At 70.3% G+C, this 17,835-nt stretch carries 13 protein-coding genes and 1 pseudogene; 10 read left to right on the top strand and 4 right to left on the bottom strand.

The features are described 5' to 3' along the window. Window positions 1–3 precede the first annotated feature (3 nt). Together EF387_RS01285 and EF387_RS01280 are read left to right on the top strand one after the other, a co-directional pair. Window positions 4–1,785, top strand: coding sequence for a serine/threonine-protein kinase (locus tag EF387_RS01285; RefSeq protein ID WP_128374566.1), 1,782 nt, complete (start codon window positions 4–6; stop codon window positions 1,783–1,785). Between the two features lie 149 nt (window positions 1,786–1,934). Further along, window positions 1,935–3,803, top strand: coding sequence for a cellulase family glycosylhydrolase (locus EF387_RS01280; RefSeq protein WP_128374565.1), 1,869 nt, complete (start codon window positions 1,935–1,937; stop codon window positions 3,801–3,803). A gap of 254 nt (window positions 3,804–4,057) precedes the next feature. Here EF387_RS01280 and EF387_RS01275 read toward each other — a convergent pair whose 3' ends face one another. Further along, entirely contained in the window at window positions 4,058–5,308 is a 1,251-nt protein-coding gene (locus EF387_RS01275; protein ID WP_128374564.1) for an outer membrane protein assembly factor BamB family protein, read from the bottom strand. Window positions 5,309–5,480: 172 nt separating this feature from the next. Between EF387_RS01275 and EF387_RS01270 the strand changes: the two genes are divergently transcribed. Both EF387_RS01270 and EF387_RS01265 read left to right on the top strand, forming a co-directional pair. Beyond that, a complete protein-coding gene (locus EF387_RS01270; RefSeq protein ID WP_128374725.1) occupies window positions 5,481–6,143 on the top strand; it encodes a TetR/AcrR family transcriptional regulator in 663 nt (220 codons plus the stop codon). Window positions 6,144–6,428: 285 nt separating this feature from the next. Beyond that, window positions 6,429–7,868 carry a M6 family metalloprotease domain-containing protein gene (locus EF387_RS01265; protein ID WP_202918107.1) on the top strand — a complete coding sequence of 480 codons (1,440 nt, stop codon included), beginning with the start codon at window positions 6,429–6,431 and terminating at the stop codon, window positions 7,866–7,868. A gap of 30 nt (window positions 7,869–7,898) precedes the next feature. On the opposite strand, the gene EF387_RS01260 is transcribed toward EF387_RS01265, so the two are convergent. Together EF387_RS01260 and EF387_RS01255 are read right to left on the bottom strand one after the other, a co-directional pair. Further along, window positions 7,899–10,712, bottom strand: a complete 2,814-nt coding sequence (locus EF387_RS01260; protein ID WP_128374723.1) for an FtsX-like permease family protein — start codon at window positions 10,710–10,712, stop codon at window positions 7,899–7,901. A 5-nt stretch (window positions 10,713–10,717) separates the two neighbouring features. Next, window positions 10,718–11,416, bottom strand: a complete 699-nt coding sequence (locus tag EF387_RS01255; RefSeq protein ID WP_128374563.1) for an ABC transporter ATP-binding protein — start codon at window positions 11,414–11,416, stop codon at window positions 10,718–10,720. A gap of 69 nt (window positions 11,417–11,485) precedes the next feature. Here EF387_RS01255 and EF387_RS01250 point away from each other — a divergent pair, with 69 nt between their 5' ends. Further along, entirely contained in the window at window positions 11,486–12,094 is a 609-nt protein-coding gene (locus EF387_RS01250; protein ID WP_128374562.1) for a PadR family transcriptional regulator, read from the top strand. Between the two features lie 113 nt (window positions 12,095–12,207). Here the strand turns inward: EF387_RS01250 and EF387_RS01245 are convergent. After that, a pseudogene (locus EF387_RS01245) lies at window positions 12,208–12,699 on the bottom strand (glycosyltransferase); the annotation flags it as partial. 225 nt (window positions 12,700–12,924) lie between these two features. On the opposite strand from EF387_RS01245, the gene EF387_RS01240 reads away from it, so the two are divergent. The 5 genes from EF387_RS01240 to EF387_RS01220 all read left to right on the top strand — a co-directional run bounded on the left by EF387_RS01240 (window position 12,925) and on the right by EF387_RS01220 (window position 17,771). Then, window positions 12,925–13,746 (top strand): SGNH/GDSL hydrolase family protein, encoded by an 822-nt coding sequence (locus EF387_RS01240; protein WP_128374561.1) that lies wholly within the window; start codon window positions 12,925–12,927, stop codon window positions 13,744–13,746. A gap of 16 nt (window positions 13,747–13,762) precedes the next feature. After that, complete coding sequence (locus tag EF387_RS01235; protein WP_202918106.1) at window positions 13,763–15,016, top strand: acyltransferase family protein; 1,254 nt, start codon at window positions 13,763–13,765, stop codon at window positions 15,014–15,016. Between the two features lie 75 nt (window positions 15,017–15,091). Then, window positions 15,092–15,790 (top strand): response regulator transcription factor, encoded by a 699-nt coding sequence (locus EF387_RS01230; protein ID WP_128374560.1) that lies wholly within the window; start codon window positions 15,092–15,094, stop codon window positions 15,788–15,790. Beyond that, entirely contained in the window at window positions 15,787–17,238 is a 1,452-nt protein-coding gene (locus tag EF387_RS01225; RefSeq protein WP_128374559.1) for a sensor histidine kinase, read from the top strand. The genes EF387_RS01230 and EF387_RS01225 overlap by 4 nt, the downstream gene beginning before the upstream one ends. After that, window positions 17,235–17,771, top strand: coding sequence for a GerMN domain-containing protein (locus EF387_RS01220; RefSeq protein ID WP_128374558.1), 537 nt, complete (start codon window positions 17,235–17,237; stop codon window positions 17,769–17,771). The genes EF387_RS01225 and EF387_RS01220 overlap by 4 nt, the downstream gene beginning before the upstream one ends. The last annotated feature ends 64 nt before the right edge of the window (window positions 17,772–17,835 follow it).

The raw sequence follows: 17,835 nt of genomic DNA, 5'->3' as shown, positions 1-17,835 counted from the left end.
GGCATGAATGACGCGGAAAGCGGCAGACGGATCGTCGACGGGCGCTTCGAGTTGGAGGCGCGGCTCGGGGGCGGCGGGATGGGCACGGTGTGGCGTGCCCGCGATCTCGTGTTGCAGCGGAGCGTGGCCATCAAGGAGGTACGGCCGCCGGACATCGATCTCGCCGAGTACGATCCCGACGGCGCGCGGACGCTGCGGGAGCGCGTCCTGCGCGAGGCCCGTGCCCTCGCCAGGGTCGACCATCCGAACGTCGTGACCATCTATCACATCGTCGACAACGGCGCGGGCACCAATCCGTGGATCGTCATGGAACTCGTCGAGGGCGGCTCGCTCGCCGACCGCCTCGGGCGCGGACGGATGGCTCCCGTCGAGGCCGCCCGCCTCGGCCGCGAAGTGCTCGCCGCGCTGCGCGCCGCCCATGCCGCGGGCGTCGAACACCGCGACGTCAAGCCCGCCAACGTGCTGCTGCGCCGCGACGGTCGGCCCGTCCTCACGGACTTCGGTATCGCCGCGGTGCGGGGCTCCTCGACGCTCACGGCCACCGGCGCGATCATCGGCACCCCCGACTACATGGCGCCGGAGCGTGTCGCGGGCAACCCAGGCGGTCCCGAGGCGGATCTGTGGTCCCTGGCGATGATGCTGTACGCGGCGGTCGAGGGTCACCACCCACTGCGCAGAGGGACGACGCTGGCCACGCTGGCGGCCGTCCTCTACGACGACGTACCGCCCCCGGCCCAGGCCGGACCCCTGACCGCCGTGCTGACCCAGGTGCTGGTCAGGGACCCGGTGGCGCGCCCGGACGCGGAGACGGTGGACCGGATGCTCGCCGCCGCGGAGGCCGACACGCCACCGGCCGCCCCCACGTCCTACCCGCTCGCGCCGCCACCTCCGATGCCCGCACCGAACACGTTCGCCACGGGTCCGTCGACCTCAGGGCATATGACGGGGCATCAGACCTGGGGACCCAGGGACGCGGTGCCATCGGAGTTCGGGCCGCCGTCCACAGTGCCCTCCGATGCCGTGCCGCCAGGGTTCGGGCCTCCGGGGGTACCCGCTTACCCGGGTGCGCCCGGGCCCGCTCCCCACAAAGGTGACCCGAGCCCACGGCGGCCGGGCCGAAGTGCGCGAAGCCTGGCGGTGGTGTCCTCCGCCGCCGCCGTGGTCCTGGCCGGCGGACTGCTCTGGCAGTTGCTGCCAGGGGACGGGGCGAACGGTGCGAAGACTTCCCCGGACACCGTGGCGACACCGAGCCGGACGACGTCCACGACCCCGGCAGCGACGGCAACCGTTGCCGGAGCGGAGACGCCCGAGGAAGAGGAGGCGGCAGCGGAAGACCTGCTCACCCCCGACGGCATCCGGACGGCGCTCAAGGCCATCGAGAAGGAGTCGGGCCGGAACATGTACGGCGACCTCACCGTGTATCCGGAACACGTGTCGGCGTCCGTCATGGTCGAGGGCAGCCGCACCAAGTACGACACCTATACCTACTTCGTGGGCCGCGGTGTGGAGCAGGGCATCATCAGCGGGTCACTGATCGGCGACGATAAGCCTGTGAGCCTCAAGGGCTTCAACTGGGACGCCGTCCCCTCCCTGCTGAAGCAGGCGGAGAAGAAGCTGAACGTCGACGACCCGACGACCCGTTACCTCCTGCTCCGTCAGGAGGGCCAGTTCCTGGGCACCAAGCTGGGCTTCGCGGTCTACCTGAGCAATGAGTACGGGCAGACCGGCTACCTCGAGGCGGACCGGCAAGGCAAGGTGACCAAGACGATGCCCAACGGGGAGTGAGCGGCCCGACGAGTCGCTCTTGCCGTGGCTGTCGGGCGCGCGCGGACAGATGACACGCCGGGTGTGAACCGCTCGGCTCCAAAATGTGAAACTTACTCAGCAGTCATAAGTCTTGACGGTCTCTTGGTGCAGCCCTGACTGTTGTGAGCATGTCGAAGTCCCGTGCCCGCCTGCTCGGCCCCCTCGTGCTGCTCACCGGTCTCCTCACGGCGACGGGCGTACCGCCCGCGTCCGCCGCGGATCTCCCCGACTCCCTCTGGTTCGACGGGACGACCGCCACCACCCTCACCGTGCGCGACGGCCGGTTCGTCGACGGCCTCGGCCGCGAGGTCGTCCTGCGCGGCTACAACGTCTCCGGCGAGACGAAGCTGGAGGAGAACGACGGACTGCCGTTCGCCTCCGTCGCCGACGCCAAGAAGTCGGCGACCGCGCTGCGCGCCCTCGGCGGCGGCAACTCCGTTCGTTTCCTGCTCTCCTGGGCGCACGCCGAGCCGGTGCGCGGCCAGGTCGACACCACCTATCTCGCCGCCGTCACCGAACAGATCCGCGCCTTCCTGGACGCGGGGATCCGGGTCTACCCCGACTTCCACCAAGACCTGTTCTCGCGCTACCTGTTCAACAAGGGCAGCTGGTACACCGGTGACGGCGCTCCCAAGTGGGTGGTCGAGGCCGGTGACTACCCTCAGGAGAGCTGCGGGATCTGCCTCTTCTGGGGGCAGAACATCACCCAGAACGAGGCCGTCAAGCGGGCGTCCCACGACTTCTGGCACAACGTCGGTGGTATCCAGGACGCCTTCCTGACCACCGCCCAGCGCACCATGGCATATCTCGCCCAGAACCTGGACGCCCAGGAGTTCGCGGGCGTGGCCGGCTTCGACCCCTACAATGAGCCGCACGCCGGCAGCTACGACTCCGGGCAGACCAGCCGGGCCTGGGAGAAGGACATCCTCTGGCCCTTCTACCAGAAGTTCCGCGCCCGGATGGACGCGGCGGGCTGGAAGGACAAGCCCGCCTTCGTGGAGCCCAACCTCTTCTGGAACGCCAACCTCGACTTCCAGAAGCAGGAGGGCGGGTTGCTGGACGCGGGCACGCTCGGCCCGCGCTACGTCTTCAACACGCACTTCTACGACCAGAAGGCGATCTCCGGCATCTTCATGTGGGGCAAGGCGGGCGACGGCCAGTACTCGGGCGACTTCGGGACCGTGCGCGACCGGGCCTCGGCCGCGTCGACGGCCGCGATCATCAGCGAGTTCGGGCACCCGCTTGCCGGCTCGGTCTCCGACAAGGCGCCGACGGTCCTCAAGGCGATGTACCAGGCGCTCGACTCCCGGGTGCCGGGTGCCAGTTGGTGGTCAAAGCCGACCCAGGGCGGCCCCGTCCTGTCCGGTTCGCAATGGCAGTGGGACATCTACAACGGACGCCACCACGAGCTGATGAACGACAACCCCGACAAAGTCCTCACCGAAGGCGACGCCTGGAACGACGAGGACCTGTCGGCGGTGGAACTCAACGACTCCGGCACGGCGGTCCTGCGCCAGGACGCCCGCCTGCTGGACCGTCTCTACCCGAGCGCCACGGCGGGCAGGACGGTCGCCTTCACCTACGAGGACCGCTCCCGGGACGGCTCCACCACCCTGACCTGGAACCCGGTCCCGAGCAGTCTGCCGAACGTGGCCCAGCTGGTCGGCTCGGGCCAGTACGGGCTGCTGATGTGGCGTTCCAACGGCAGCCAGGCACCCACCGAACTGCACCTCCCGGCCTCCTTCCCGACCGCCTCCACCACGGTGGTCTCGGACCTGGGCACCACGGCGGGACTGCCCGCGTACAGCAGGGGGACGACCCCGGTCGCGGTGGCGGCCGAGCCGGGTGGCACGGGCAGTCGACGCCTGCTGCTGACGGCGGCGGACTCCGGGACCCTGCACTACGCCCTGGTCACCAACGGCGCCACCAACCCGTCCGCGAGCCTGCTGGCGGCGGCGAAGTCGGAACTGTCGGCCTGGGCGGCCTCGCGCGGCTGACGACCAACTCCGGGGCGGGCGACCACCAGACCGCATCCGCCTGCCCCACCCCGCCCGACCGCCGCACCCCCCACTGCACTGCCCGCCGCACCCCTGCCCGCGCCCATCCGCGCCACCCCGGTGGCACTGATGGGCGCGGTCCTGCGTCCCGGCTCCCGCACCGGAGCCCCGACGGTGCACACGCGAGCGGGGCGGGCCACGTCGGTGCGTGGCCCGCCCCGCGGGGACGGTCGGCGCGGGTCCGGCCCGCCGGGTCAGCCCGCCGAGGGGCCGGTCCAGCCCTCGGGAACGTGAGCCAGCCGCACTCGCTGCGGGTGGTCGCCCACCGGCACCGACACCGTCTTCCGGCCGGTCGCGAAGTCGATCGCGGTGACCTGGTCCGAGCCGCTCTCCGAGACGACACAGGACTTGCCGTCGCCGCTGACCGTGGCCCAGTACGGCTTGCTGGCGGTGACCAGCGGGCCCTCCTGGAGGGTCGCGCGGTTCACGACGGTCGCGTAGTCGTCCATCGTGCCGGCCACGCAGAGCTTGGTTCCGTCCGGGCTCATCGACAGGCCGTGGTGGCGTGAGTCGTTGACCCAGGTGGTGCGGTCCTCGCTCGTCGCGGGGTTCTTCGGCAGGGTCTTCGTCCGGGTGATCTTGTCGGTGGCGACCTCGTACTCGAAGAAGCCGTTGAAGAACGAAACTTGGAAGTACAGCTTCGACTCGTCGGGGCTGAAGACGGCCGGGCGGACCGCGTCGGAGTAGTCCGTGAGCCCGATCGCGTTCAGCCGCTCCCGCATGTCGATCACCTTGACCTGCTTGAAGGTGGTCGCGTCGACGACGGTGATCTTGCGGTCGCCCTTCGTCCAGTCCAGCCAGGGGGCGTCGAGCGAGGTGTTGACGTCGCCGATGGCCATGTTCCAGATGTACTTGCCGTCGCCCGAGAAGATGTTCTCGTGCGGTTTGTCACCCGTGGGGAACGAACCGACCTGCTTCCCCGATTTGATGTCCAGCACATGCACGGTGTTCCCCGTCGAGGCGGAGACCGCGACCCGGGTGCCGTCGGGTGAGACCGCCATGTGGTCGGAGCGGTAACCCGACACGGCGAAGCGCCAGTTGATCTTCCCGGTGGCGATGTCGATCGAGACGACGTCGGCGAAACTCGGCCGTGAGACCACCATCGACTTGCCGTCGGGCGTGGAGTACATGTCGTCGACGAACTGGTCGTGCCCCTCGCCCACGCCGTTGCGGATGGCCATGAAGTAGACCCATGCGATGGGATTGGCGTTGATCGCCGCCAGTCGCTCCTCCTTGTCGGGGATGACGTTGATGCGGCCGATCTTGGCAAAGTCGCCGGAGGACTTGATGACGTCCGCGGTGCCGTCCCAGTTGTTGCCAACGAACATCACCTCCCGCAGCCCGGCGGGGGCGTCCTGCGCCGAGGCCGAGCCTGCGGTCCCGGTGATGCCGAGGACCACCGCGGCTGCTACGGCACACAGGTGCCTGGATCTCAGGACGGACATGGGCGTTCCCTTCCCTGCGAGGAGAGTGACGAGAGCATGACAGGCGTAGGGTGGGCAGATCTGAATACGCGAACATTCAGAATGTACTTACTGGAAAGTAAGGAAGGGGTCGCCGTCTTCACAAGACTCCGGACGCGACAAAATCAGCGCAGTGGTCAATGAGGGAGGCAGTGTGGCGGGCAGGCTCAGACAGCCGACCGGCCGTTACGGGGGCAAGTCCGCCCAGGAGCGACAAGCCGAACGGCGTCGGCGTTTCCTGGACGCGGGCCTGCAGTTGTTCGGGGACACCCCCGGCTACCGGGGCGCGACGGTCGCCGCCCTCAGCGAGGCCGCCGGACTCTCGACCCGTCAGTTCTACGAGGAGTTCCGCACCCTCGAGGACGTTCTGGCCGCCCTCCACCTCCAGGTCAACGACTGGGCCGAGGAGGCCGCCCTGGAAGGCCTCGCCACGGCGGAGGGCCGGCCCATCGCGGAACGCGTCACCGCGGCGTTCCGCGCCTACGCCGCCAACGTCACCGGCGACCCCCGCCGACTGCGCATCACCTTCACCGAGATCATCGGCGTCAGCCCGCGGCTGGAGCGCCAGCGCCTCGAACGCCGGTCGCGCTGGGTCGACTTCATCTGCGCCGAGGCCGCGGCCGCCGCCGAACGCGGCGAGGCGGCCCCGCGTGACTACCGCATCGCCGCCGCGGCCTTCATCGGCAGCGTCAACGGTCTGCTGCACGACTGGCAGGCCGGCTGGGTCGACGCCACCCTGGACGAGGTGGTGGACGAACTCGTCCAACTTCTCCTCGGTATTCTCCGGCCAGCCGGTTGGACCCCGCAGGGACGCTGACGAACACTGTCCCCTGTCACGACAGAAACCGACAGTCCGTCACAGTCCGCGGCTTTACGGAACTTTCGCGCTCGAAACAGGCATCTTCGCGTGCGAAGCCACCTCCGTCCGATTCCGGAACCCGTGCCGGACACGCGCTCCAGGGCGATCAGCGGCCACTATGCGCGCGTCCCGCACCCCCACCGGCCCGACCATGTCCGGCACTCCGCCCGCCCGACCAATTTCCGCACTCCACAGCCCGATCAAGTCCGGCACTCCGCCGGCCCGCCCTCGAAAGGGACCACCATGCGCATCACCCCCAGCCCGCTCCGCCCCGCCCACGACCACGCCGCCCCCTGCCCCGTGCCCCTGTCGCCGCAGGCCCTGGCCCAGCTCTACGCGCGCTACCTGGAACTCATCAAAACCCGGCGGCTGCCCGAGGCCACGACGTTCGAGGAGTACTACGCCGTGTGGCGCGCCGGCCGCCGGGGTGAGAACCTCATCGGCCTCGACGACGGCCGGATCGAGCAGGGCCCCAGCACCGACCAGCAGCTGATCGACCGTCCATCGACCCAACTGCGCGGCGTCATCCGGACGTTGGTGCTGCTCGTCGACTTCCCCGATCAGCCGCACGAACCCGACCACGGTCCGGGCCACTACGACAGCATGCTGTTCGGCCTCGACGAGTACCCCTCCGGCAGCATGCGCTCCTACTACCGGGACGTCAGCGGCTTCGACGCCTCGCCGACCACCGGCATAGACGTCCAGGGCGAGGTGCACGGCTGGTTCCGCATGCCCCAGCCGGTCGCCTACTACGCCGACGGAAACTCCGGCATGAACGCCAACTTCCCCAGAAACTCGCAAGGGTTGGCGCGGGACGCAGTCGAGGCCGCCAAGGCCGCGGGAGTGGACTTCACCGCCTACGACGCCCTCGGCGAGGGCGTCGTGACCGCGCTGTTCGTCATCCACGCGGGACGGGGCGCCGAGCAGACGACGCAGCGCGCCGACCTGTGGAGCCTGAAGTGGACCATCCCGAACGGCTTGGAGGTCGCGCCCGGCCTGTCCGTCCGCACCTTCCTCACCGTCCCCGAGGACTGCGCCGTCGGTGTCTGCGCCCATGAGTGGGGCCACCTCGCCGCCCGCTGGGCCGACTACTACGACACCGGCCGGCAGAAGCACACCCGCTCGCAGGGTCTGGGCAACTACTGCCTGATGGCGGGCGGTTCCTGGGGCAACGGCGGACTCACACCGGTCTTCCCCAACGCCATGCTCCGCATGTTCCACGGCTGGATGGAGCCCCAGGTGGTCAACAAGACCACCCGCGACATCACGCTCAGGCCCGCCGCGGAGGACGGCGAGGCCGTGTTCGTCCACAACCCCGCGACCATGACCGACACCCAGTACATCCTCGTCGAGTACCGTCGCCGGCGCGGCCAGGACGCCTTCCTGCCCGACGAGGGCCTCGCCGTCTACGTGGTCGACGAGTCCATCGACAACGTCAACGACGAGAACAACCTCGCCATCGAACTCCTCCAGGCCGACGGCCGGGGCGACCTGTCCCGGATGTTCGGCCGCGGCAACCGCGGCGACAGCGACGACCTCTACCCCTCGGGCGGCAACGCGGTCGCCGGCGAGACCACGAAGCCGCCCCTCAACCTCCCCCAGGGCAAATGGAGCGGTGTCACCATCGAGGCGGTCGGCACCCCCGGAGCGGACGACATGAGGGTGCACATCACCGTGGGGTGAGCACCACTCCGCACCGGGGGCCCGGTCACCTCACTCCGCCGCCAGCAGATGGGCCGGGGCGATGCGGGACAGCGCCCGGATCGGCACGGAGAGGACCGCGCACACCAGGCCGACCGCGGCCAGGCCGGCCAGCAGGGCGGCGCCGGCCACCACCAGCAGCCGCCCGGCCAGCACTCCCTGACCGAGCGCCACGACCGTCGTCAGACCGACCGCGGCGCCGGTCAGGCCGCCCAGCATCGCGAGGCCGGCACCCTCGTAGAGAGTGAGCCGCGCGAGTTCCCGGTTCGACCAACCGGTGGCGCGCAGCACCGCGAGGTCGGCGGCCCGCTCGCGCTGGGACATGACCAGCACGTCCACCGCCCCGGCCGCACCGAGCAACAGCGACAGGACGACGCTCACATAGTCGGCCGTGCGGGCCTGGGCGACGACGGCGTTGCCCAGGAGGGAGCCGGCCACCTCGCCCCGGAAGGCGAGCGTGAGGGAGAGCAGCACGGTGAAGGCCGCCACCCCGAGCGCCAGCCCCGCGGCGCCGAGCAGCGTCCGGCCCCGGGCGCGCACCAGGTTGCGTAGCGCGAGACCGGCGACGGAACGGACGGGAACCGCCCGGCGGGTGGCGGTCACCGCGGGTGTGACCGCGTCCAGCGGCGTCACCCGGGTCGCGCGCCAGGCGGGCACGAGCCCCGCGACGAGCGCCAGCAGCAGCGCGACGGGCAGGACCAGGGCGGCCTTCGCCGCTGAACCGGGCAGATCCAGGAGGCTGCCCAGGCCGTAGGCGAGGAGAGCGCCCAGCGCACCCGCGCCGAAGCCGATCACCGCCAGCTCGCCGAGAATCAGACGAAGGATCTCCGGCGTGCTCCACCCCACGCAGCGCAGCGTGCCGATCTCGGTGCGGCGCGACCGCACCGAGGCCAGTGCGGCCTGGCTCAGGAAGAGCCCGCAGACCACCAGGACCAGGACGAACAGCACCGCGCTCTTGGTGTCCACGGCCTTGAGGATCCGCAGCGCCACGCCCTTGGCGACCCAGCGTTCGGTGACCTTGATGGTCGTCTTGTCCGACGGCAGCACGATGGTCTGCGGGGCGGGTGAACTGCCGACGGTGACGTCCAACTGGAGGTCCGGATAGGCGGCGCGGATCTGCCCCGCGACGGAGTTGACCCGGGCCCGGGAGGCGGGGTCGACACCCTTCACACCCTCCACCCGGATCCGGATGGCACTGATCGGCGCCTTCTCCTGCGCCGTGGCCTTTCTGCGGCTGTGGGTGAAGACGGAGATCGAGTCGAGCGTGGTGAGCAGGGTGGGCGGCGCGCTGAGGTAGCCCCCGAGGTTGCGGTCGGGACGCAGCGGCTGGTTGTCCAGGGCCTTCCGCGTAGCGTCGTCCGCGCCGGTGACCTCTGGCGACTGGTACGTCTCCAGCGGCACCTTGGACAGCGCGGAGAAGCCGCGCAGCTTGGCGGCGTCGTAGCGGCCGACGACGTTCAGCACCGGCGCCGGCCCGCGCCCGCGGTCCTCGGGCTCGCAGTCCTTCCTCCCCAGGCAGCTGGTGGAGGCGTGCGGGGTGACCTTGCGGAACTGGGTGCCCGTGTTCTCCTCGGGGACGTTCCACTCCAGGGACTCGCCGACGTTGTCCTTCCACAGGCCCGGAGGCTGTGCGGGCCGGGTCTGCGCGACCAGGCCGTCCTCGGTGCTGCGGTAGCCGACCGGGCCGACCGTCCAGTAGTTCTCCACGATCTCGTTCACGGCGATCTTGGATCGGAAGCCCGCGGCGAGGTCGGCGGTCACCTTGCCGACGGCGGTGCCGCGCAGGCCGTTGACGAAGTCATGGGCCTGGGCGCTGCCCAGCTTGGCGGGCAGGGCGGCCGGGTCGCCGACGTCCAGCCGCTCCACGGTGGCGCTCAGGGTGCCGGCGGTCAGGGCGCGGCTGCTGAGCATGACCGGTGTCTGGTAGTCGTGCTGCCGTTGCGATTCCACCGGGTCCAGGCTGAACGCGTCGGGCCCCCACACCGGCCGGTCCTTCGCGGTGAGCATCCGCCCCGAGGTGACCGCACCGCTCAGGCCCACGAGTTCGTCCTCCGCGGCCGGGTCGATGGCCGACAGCAGTACCGGGAAGGCGACCGGCACCTCGGCGACGGGCTTTCCGTCCCCCGGTACGCAGGTCATGCGTGAGCGGGCGTCGGGGGAGAAGGCCGTTTCGGGTTCGGGGTTGAACAACGTCATGGGCCGGGGCAGCGGCTCGCCATTCCAGTCCTTCGTCTTCCCGCTCTTGTCCTCGTTGTAGAACCAGCAGACCGCGTACTTCTTGCCGCCCGCCTTCTCGTGCAGGAGGCCGGGCCAGGTCGTCTCGTTGAACTCCTCGTAGTCGACGATCGGGTTGCGCGTGAGGTAGACGTACTGGTCGGCGGACGGGTATCCGGCCAGCCCTGCGGTCAATTTCGGTTTGAGGCGGAGCAGTTGGGACTGCGCCTTGCTGTCCCTGAACGCCGACACGTCGACCGGGACGGTGCTCTGCACGAGTGTGTAGCCGATGTTGGCGACCGGTGCGGCGGTCTCGACTCCAGAGAGGGACTTGATCCGCCGGTACTGGTCGAGGGTCATGCCGCCGAAGACCCCCGACAGGAAGTTGGCCTCGACCAGACCCCGGTCACGCTCCACGGCGCCCTTGGTGCCGGCCGGCCGGACCAGGATGTCGTACGCGGAACGGGCACTGGCCTCGACGATCCCGGTGGTCCGTGCCTGGCTCGTGGTCACCGTCCCGGTAAGCAGGACGAAGCTGGTGGCGGCGACCAGGATGCCCGAGGCCAGCGCGAGGGCGCGGGAACGGCGTCTGCGCAGCTGGGAGAGGATCATGGCGATCACGGACGCAGACCCCCGAGCCGGTCGAGCACGTCGGGGGCCGGTGCCACGCGTTCGTCGGTGACGATCCGGCCGTCGTGCAGCCGCACGATCCGGTCGCAGGCGACGGCCACCTCCGGGTCATGGGTGGTGAGCACCATCGTCATCCCGTAGCGCTCACGCAGCGACAGCAGCAGATCGATGATCTCCCGCCCGGTCGCGCTGTCGAGGTTGCCGGTCGGCTCGTCCGCGAGCAGCAGCCCGGGCCGGTTGATCAGCGCCCGGGAGATCGCCACCCGCTGCTGCTGGCCACCGGAGAGCTCGGACGGCAGCGCGTCGCCGCGTTCGCCCAGACCGACCGCCTCCAGCAGCTCCATCGCGCGGGCCCGCCGGTCGAAGTCCACCCGGCGGGGCAGCACCGGTGCCATCACGTTGTCCAGCACGGTCAGCGCGGGCAGCAGATGGAAGCGCTGGAAGACGAACCCGACCCGACGGCGGTGCGCGTCCAACTCACGAGCCGTCAGTTCCTTGCCGTCCACCTCGACGGCTCCCTCGTCCGGCCGGTCCATGCCTCCGACCAGGTGCAGCACGGTGGACTTTCCCGAGCCCGACGGGCCGGTGACCGCTACGGCTTCGCCGTCCGCTATCTCCAGGTCGACGGCGTCCAGGGCGGTCAGCCCCGGATACCGTCGCGTCACACCCAGCAGTCGCACACCCATGATCTCTCCCACCCATCGTGCATTGCGGCAATGCAGCGGTACATTGTCACAATCCAGTGGAGGTGCAAAATGCCGCTGCATCACGCCGTGTTGGCGTTGCTGACCGAGGGGCCCGATCACGGTTACGAGCTCAAGGGTCGCTTCGAGGAGGCCGTGGGCCCGCAGTGGGGCGGGCTCAACATCGGGCACCTTTACCAGATCTTGGAGCGCCTCGTCCGCGACGGCTATGTCACCAGGTCCCAAGTGGCCCAGTCGGACCGGCCCGACAAGACCCTGTACAGCCTCACGGCGACCGGGCAGGAGGAGTTGCGGGAGTGGGCCACCAGCGCTTGGGTGCGCACGGGCGGTTTCCGCGACGAACTGTTCCTCAAACTGTTCGGTGCCTCCGCCCTCGGCGCCGACGCCCTGAACACCTTCGTGACGGCGCAGCGCCAGTCGTACCTCTCCGAACTCGCCGGCCTGACCCGGCTGCGGCGCTCCCACACGGGCGACCCCCTGGTGTCCCTCCTCATCGACGCGGCCATCGCCCACACCAGGGCCGACCTGGAACTCGTCGAGGGCGCGGCCGACCGGCTCGCCCCGCTCGCCGGGTCGCGCGTCCGCGCGCGCCCAAGGGCGGACCCGCACCAACGGCCCGAGCGGGCACCGGAAGACGGGCTGCGGGAGGAGTGGGCCTGAGGGCCTCCAGGCCCGACGGGTTCCGGGTCCCAAGGGGTTCGTTGCCCGACGGGTTCCGTGCCCCTACGGGACCCGTGCCCCGACAGACCCGTTTGGTGCGGCCGGCGGGTCGCTCAGAGCCGGTGCAGGGCGGCGAGGACAGGCGCCACCCCGTCCTCGGCGCGGATCCGCCCGGCCAGGTCCCGGGCCCGACGGGCGTCCGACGGCTCCCGGGTCGCCCGTAGGAGGGCCGCTGCGAGCCGGTCAGCGGAGAGCGTGCGCAGTGGGACCGCGCACGGCGCGACCCCGAGCGAGACCAGCCGCGCGGCCCAGAAACCCTCGTCGAACTGGACGGGCATCGGCACCGCGGGAACACCCGCGCACAGTCCCGCCGCGGTCGTGCCCGCACCCGAGTGGTGCACCACGGCGGCCATGTGCGGGAACAGCGCGGAGTGCGGGACCTCGTCGACGGTGAACATGTCGTCGCCGTCCGCCCGGAGACCGGCCCAGCCGCGCTGTACGACACCCCGCAGCCCGGCCGCACGCAGGGCCCGCACGATAAGACGGCTCACCAGCTCGGGATCGGGTACGGTCGCGCTGCCCAGTCCGATGAAACACGAGTACGGGGAGCAACGCGCGGGTCGGGGCGTGTACTTCATCGCCGCCACGCCGTCCGACGGAGGTGAGCGCGTCAGCGAAACGGTGGCGTCGTCGGCGCCGGGCCACCGGCCGCCGTCGACGAACTGCGCACCGCATTCTGGGCGGCGGCCTTCATGAGCACTCCTTGTCCGGACTATGAGCGAATGATGACGGCGGGCGATTGGGCTATCGAGGGCTGTTGTGCTGGGGGCATGAACAACAGGCACAAGTCCCGTCCCCGTTCTCCTCGCAGCCCCCGCCATGCCCTGAGCGCGGTCACCGCAGTCGCCGTGCTCGGCCTGACCTTGGTCGGGTGCGGCGAGGAGGGCACCGGCACCAGGGACGAAAGGAACGGCAACACAACGACGAGCGCAGGTACGAAGGTGCTTTGGCTGGGCGACTCCATCGCGGGCGCCCAGGCTCCCGCCCTGGGCGCGGCCCTGAAGGCGAGTGGGGTGGAGTTCAAGGACTCCTCTTCGAACGGTGGGGGCACGATCGTCGACAGCGGCGAGAAGATCACGCGGATGATCTCCAACGAGACATGGAAGCAACTGGGCAAGGACATCGAGTCGTTCCGTCCCACCGTGATCGCCTACCAGGTCACGACGTACGACTGGGGAAGCCAGGACCAACAGCGGGCCGCCTACCAGAAGGCCGTCGACACGGCCGAGGAAGCCGGGGCCAAGGCCGTGTTCGTCTCACCGCCGCCCATCAAGATCGACGGGTTCTACCGGCAGCACGAGAGGCAGATGCGCACCGCTCCCAAGGCAGCCGCGGAAGTCGCCGGGAAGAGCGGTGGCGCGGCGGCGTTCCTCGACGCCCAACAGGTGTGGGGCACCGACGCCTCGGCGAAGAAGGCGCAGCGCGCCCCGGACGGGATCCACAACTGCCAACAGGGGGCGGCCACTTTCGCCAAGTGGTTCACCGACGAACTCGGTAAGCAGGAGAGCTTCACGGCGGCGTCGGTGGACACCTGGGCCCAGGAATCCTGGACCGGTGACGAGCGATACAGCAAGCTCGGCTGTGCCGACTGACGGAACGGTTGACTTCATGCCTTCGCGTCTTCCGTCGCCCGCGCCGGTGCGCGGCCGCACGGTGCCTGCCCGGCACCGTGCGGCACGCCGCGGCGGGGTGGGCCGTGCGCACATTGCAGCTCTTGACGGGCTGCGCGGGTTCGCCGTCGCGGCCGTGCTGCTCTTCCACGCCGGGCAGCTACGGGGTGGTTTTCTCGGCGTCGACCTGTTCTTCGTGCTCTCCGGCTACCTGATCACCGGGCTGCTCCTCGCCGAGGCGACGGGGCGCGGCCGGATCGCCCTGGCCGTGTTCTGGGGCCGCCGTGCCCGTCGCCTGCTACCCGCTCTCGTCTGCGTTGTGGTCATGACCGTGGTGGCCACGTGGGCTTGGGGGAGCACGGCGCAGCTGCGCTTCGCGCTCGACGACATGCCCTGGGTCGGGGCACAGACGGTCAACTGGCACTACATCACGGAGCAGGTGGGCTACTGGAACGCCTCCGACACCCGCGTCTTCGCCCACCTGTGGAGCATCGGCGTGGAGTGGCAGTTCTACCTGGCCTGGCCGTTGGTGGTGGCGGTGGCCGCCCGAGGGCGGTGCGGTGAGGGGACCGTGGCCTCGCTCGCCGGCGCGGGTGCCCTGGTCTCCCTCGCCCTGACCGTCTCGCTGGGTGCCGCGGTGGACACCACCCGCGCCTACGAGGGTACCGATACCCGTGGCGCCGCCCTGCTGCTCGGAGCGCTCGCGGCCACCGCGCCGGTGTGCAACCTCGCGCGTCGCGTGCCGCGCCGCGCTGCCGACCTCGTGTGCCTGTTCCTGGGATGCGGGCTGGTGGTGGCGTGGGCCGTGACCGACGGCGAGACGGCGCCCCTGCTCTTCCAGGGCGGGCTCTTCCTCCACTCTCTCGCCGCGGCCGTACTGATCGTCCTGATGGCCCAGGTACCAGGCACCTGGGCGGCACGGATCGCGGGCAGCCGCCTGCCGCAAGGCCTGGGAAAGGTGTCGTACAGCCTGTACTTGTGGCATTGGCCGGTGTACCTGCTGCTGTTGCCACGACTGTCGGTCCTCGGGGACCGGGGCGGAACCGTCGTCGCGATCGGGGTTTCGCTGGTGGCCGCCGCGGTGACGAAGCGGTTCGTCGAGGATCCGGTGCGGTTCCGGGTGGGCTGGGCGCGCGGCAGGCGCGGGGTGATCGCGACGGTCGCGGTGGCCCTGGCCGGAGTCATCCTGTGGGGAGCGGTGCCTGAGCCGGTTCCGGGGGCGGGCACGGTCGACATCGACCAGTTGGAGTGACCCCCGGACCCCGGTCTCTCTGACGGCTCACACAATTGACGGAACAACACGCTCTCCGTGGAAAGGGAACCGCACATGACCCGTGTCCTGTTGATCGAGGACGATCCGGCCGTGCGCCGCGGTGTCGTCCTGGGCCTGGCCCGCAACGGGCACGAGACCGAGGCGGTCGGCACCGGCGAGGACGGGCTCGATGCCCTGGTCGCCATCAAGCCGGATCTGGTGCTCCTCGATCTGATGCTGCCCGGCATGAGCGGGCTGGAAGTATGCCGCCGCATCCGCGAGACCAGCCGGGTTCCCATCGTGATCCTTTCCGCGCGCGGCGACGACATCGACGTCGTGATCGGCCTCGAGGCGGGCGCCGACGACTACGTCGTCAAGCCCGCCGGGGCCGCGGTCATCGAGGCCCGGATGCGCGCGGTGCTGCGCCGCGTCGCCCCTGCCCCGGCCGACACCGACACAGGTGCCGGTCCGACCTCGGTGGGCGACCTCGAGATCGACCGCGACGCGCTGATCGTCCGCAAGCGCGGCGAAGAACTCCCGCTCGCGCCCTCCGAGTTGAAGCTGCTGCTCTTTCTCAGTGCCGCCCCGGAGCGGACCTTCAGCCGTCAGCAGCTGCTGGAGGACATCTGGGAGCACAGCTACTACGCGGACGCCCGCCTGGTCGACGCCTGTGTGATGCGGCTGCGCGCAAAGATCGAAGAGGATCCGCGCCGCCCGGTATACGTCCAGACGGTGCGTGGCTTCGGCTACCGCTTCGGCCCGCTGCCCGCATGAAACTCACCCTGCCCCGCGGACTGCGTCCAAGGCTGGTCGTCGCCTTCGTCCTCGTCGCCGCGCTCGGCGCGTCGATCACCGCCGTGCTCACCTTCCGGCAGGCCCGCAGCGCGATCCTGGACCGCACTCAGAACAGCGCGGTCAGCGAACTGCGCCTCCAGATCGACTCGCTTGCCCCCACCCTTCCGGCCGATCCCACTGACGCGGATCTTCGTATCCTGGCGCGCCAGCTGGACGGTGCCTCGGGCGCGCGGGGTTGGCAAACGGCCGTCGCCCGCGATGGCGGGCCACTCATCGGCACCGTGGGCGATGTCAGCGGCGCCCTGCGCGACATGACAGAGAACGGCGACGCCACCTTCTATGAGCGTGTGGAGCACGCCGACGGGCCGCGGCTGTTCATCGGCATGCCGATCAGCTACACCGGTGGGCGCGATGGAGCCGAGAAACCATCGGGGCTTGTCGCCTACGCCGTTCTGTCACTTGAGGACGAACGGGCCGACGTCTCCGCCCTGATCACCGCGGTCTGGGCGGGCGCCGTCCCGACGCTCGCCTTCGCCGTCGTGCCCGCCTTGTTCGCGGCCCACCGGGTGCTGCGTCCCGTACGGCAGCTGCGTATGGCCGCCGAGAAGATCACCTCGGGTGCCCTGGACACGCGCCTGGACGTCGTCGGCAACGACGAACTCGCCGCGCTGACCGGCACGTTCAACACCATGGCGGCCGCACTGGAGCGGGACGGCGCCGAACTGCGGCGGATGGAGGTCAATGCCCGTCGGTTCGCCGCGGACGTCTCGCACGAGCTGCGGACGCCGCTCGCCGCCATGGCCGCCGTCACCGACGCCCTCGACGAGGACGCCCACTCCGGCATCCTGCCTCCGGACACCGCCGACGCGGTCCTCCTCATCAGCGACGAGACCCGCAAGCTGGCCGGCATGGTCGAGGACCTCATGGAGATCTCCCGCTTCGACGCGGGTGCGGCGGTGTTGCACCTGGACGACGTGAGTCTGCGCACCGTCGTCCACAAGACGCTTCACCTGCGCGGCTGGCGCGAGCCGGAGGAGGTGATCACCGAGCTACCCGAGGACGACCCGCGCATCCGGATCGACGCGCGGCGCATCGACGTCGTCCTCGCCAATCTGATCGGCAACGCGCTGCGCCACGGCGCCGCTCCTGTCACGGTCCGGGCGACTGCCGCGCAGGAGTTCCTTGTGATCGACGTCGCCGACGACGGCCCCGGCATCCCGGAGGAGGTCCTGTCGCATGTCTTCGACCGCTTCTACAAGGCGGACGCCGCCAGGGGCCGGTCCGAGGGCAGTGGCCTCGGTCTCGCCATCGCGATGGAGAACGTACGACTGCACCACGGCACCCTCACCGCCGCCAATCTCCCCGACGGTGGCGCGGTGTTCACCGTCACACTCCCGCGCGCACTCCGGCAGGAGGACCAGCCATGAAGCGCCGACTCAGCTGTCTCGTAGCCGTGGTGGGCGTGCTGTCGGCAGGCTGCGGCATTGGTTCGACCGGCCCTGTCCGAGCCGGCGCCCCGGCGTCCGGCCTTCGCGAACCGGGGTCCGCGCACCACTATGCCCAGCTCTACTTCGTCAGCCCGTACGGCATTCAGGCCGTCACCCGCGAGGTCGACGCCCCCCTGACCCCGCAACAGGCACTCGACCTGCTCCTCAAGGGGCCCGACGCCGCCGAACGGGCCCGCGGCCTGATCACCGAGGTACCCCCACTCGACTGGAGGCTGGTCGCGCAGGGCGCCGACAACGCTGTGGACCTGCGCCTCCCAGTGTCCGTGGCGGACATGACCCGCGGTGGCGGCCTCGGGCTCAGCCAGGTCATCTGCACCGCGGCCAACGCCCAGGCGTCCGACAGCGAACAATCCTCCGACGTGGACGTGCGGGTCTACGAGGAGGGCTACGAGACGCCCTGGACCGTCCGCTGCAACGCGGCGGGCAATGTCGTGCCGGTGCCCGACCCGTAGCCCCTCCTCCCACCGCCACGGCACCGGGGCTCCCTGCGTGTCGCTGGTGCTCGGAAGTGTCACT

This window comes from Streptomyces cavernae (assembly GCF_004023625.1).
Lineage (GTDB): Bacteria > Actinomycetota > Actinomycetes > Streptomycetales > Streptomycetaceae > Streptomyces > Streptomyces cavernae.
Note: the sequence above shows the minus strand (reverse complement) of the source record. Positions and strands in the feature narration are given on the sequence as shown.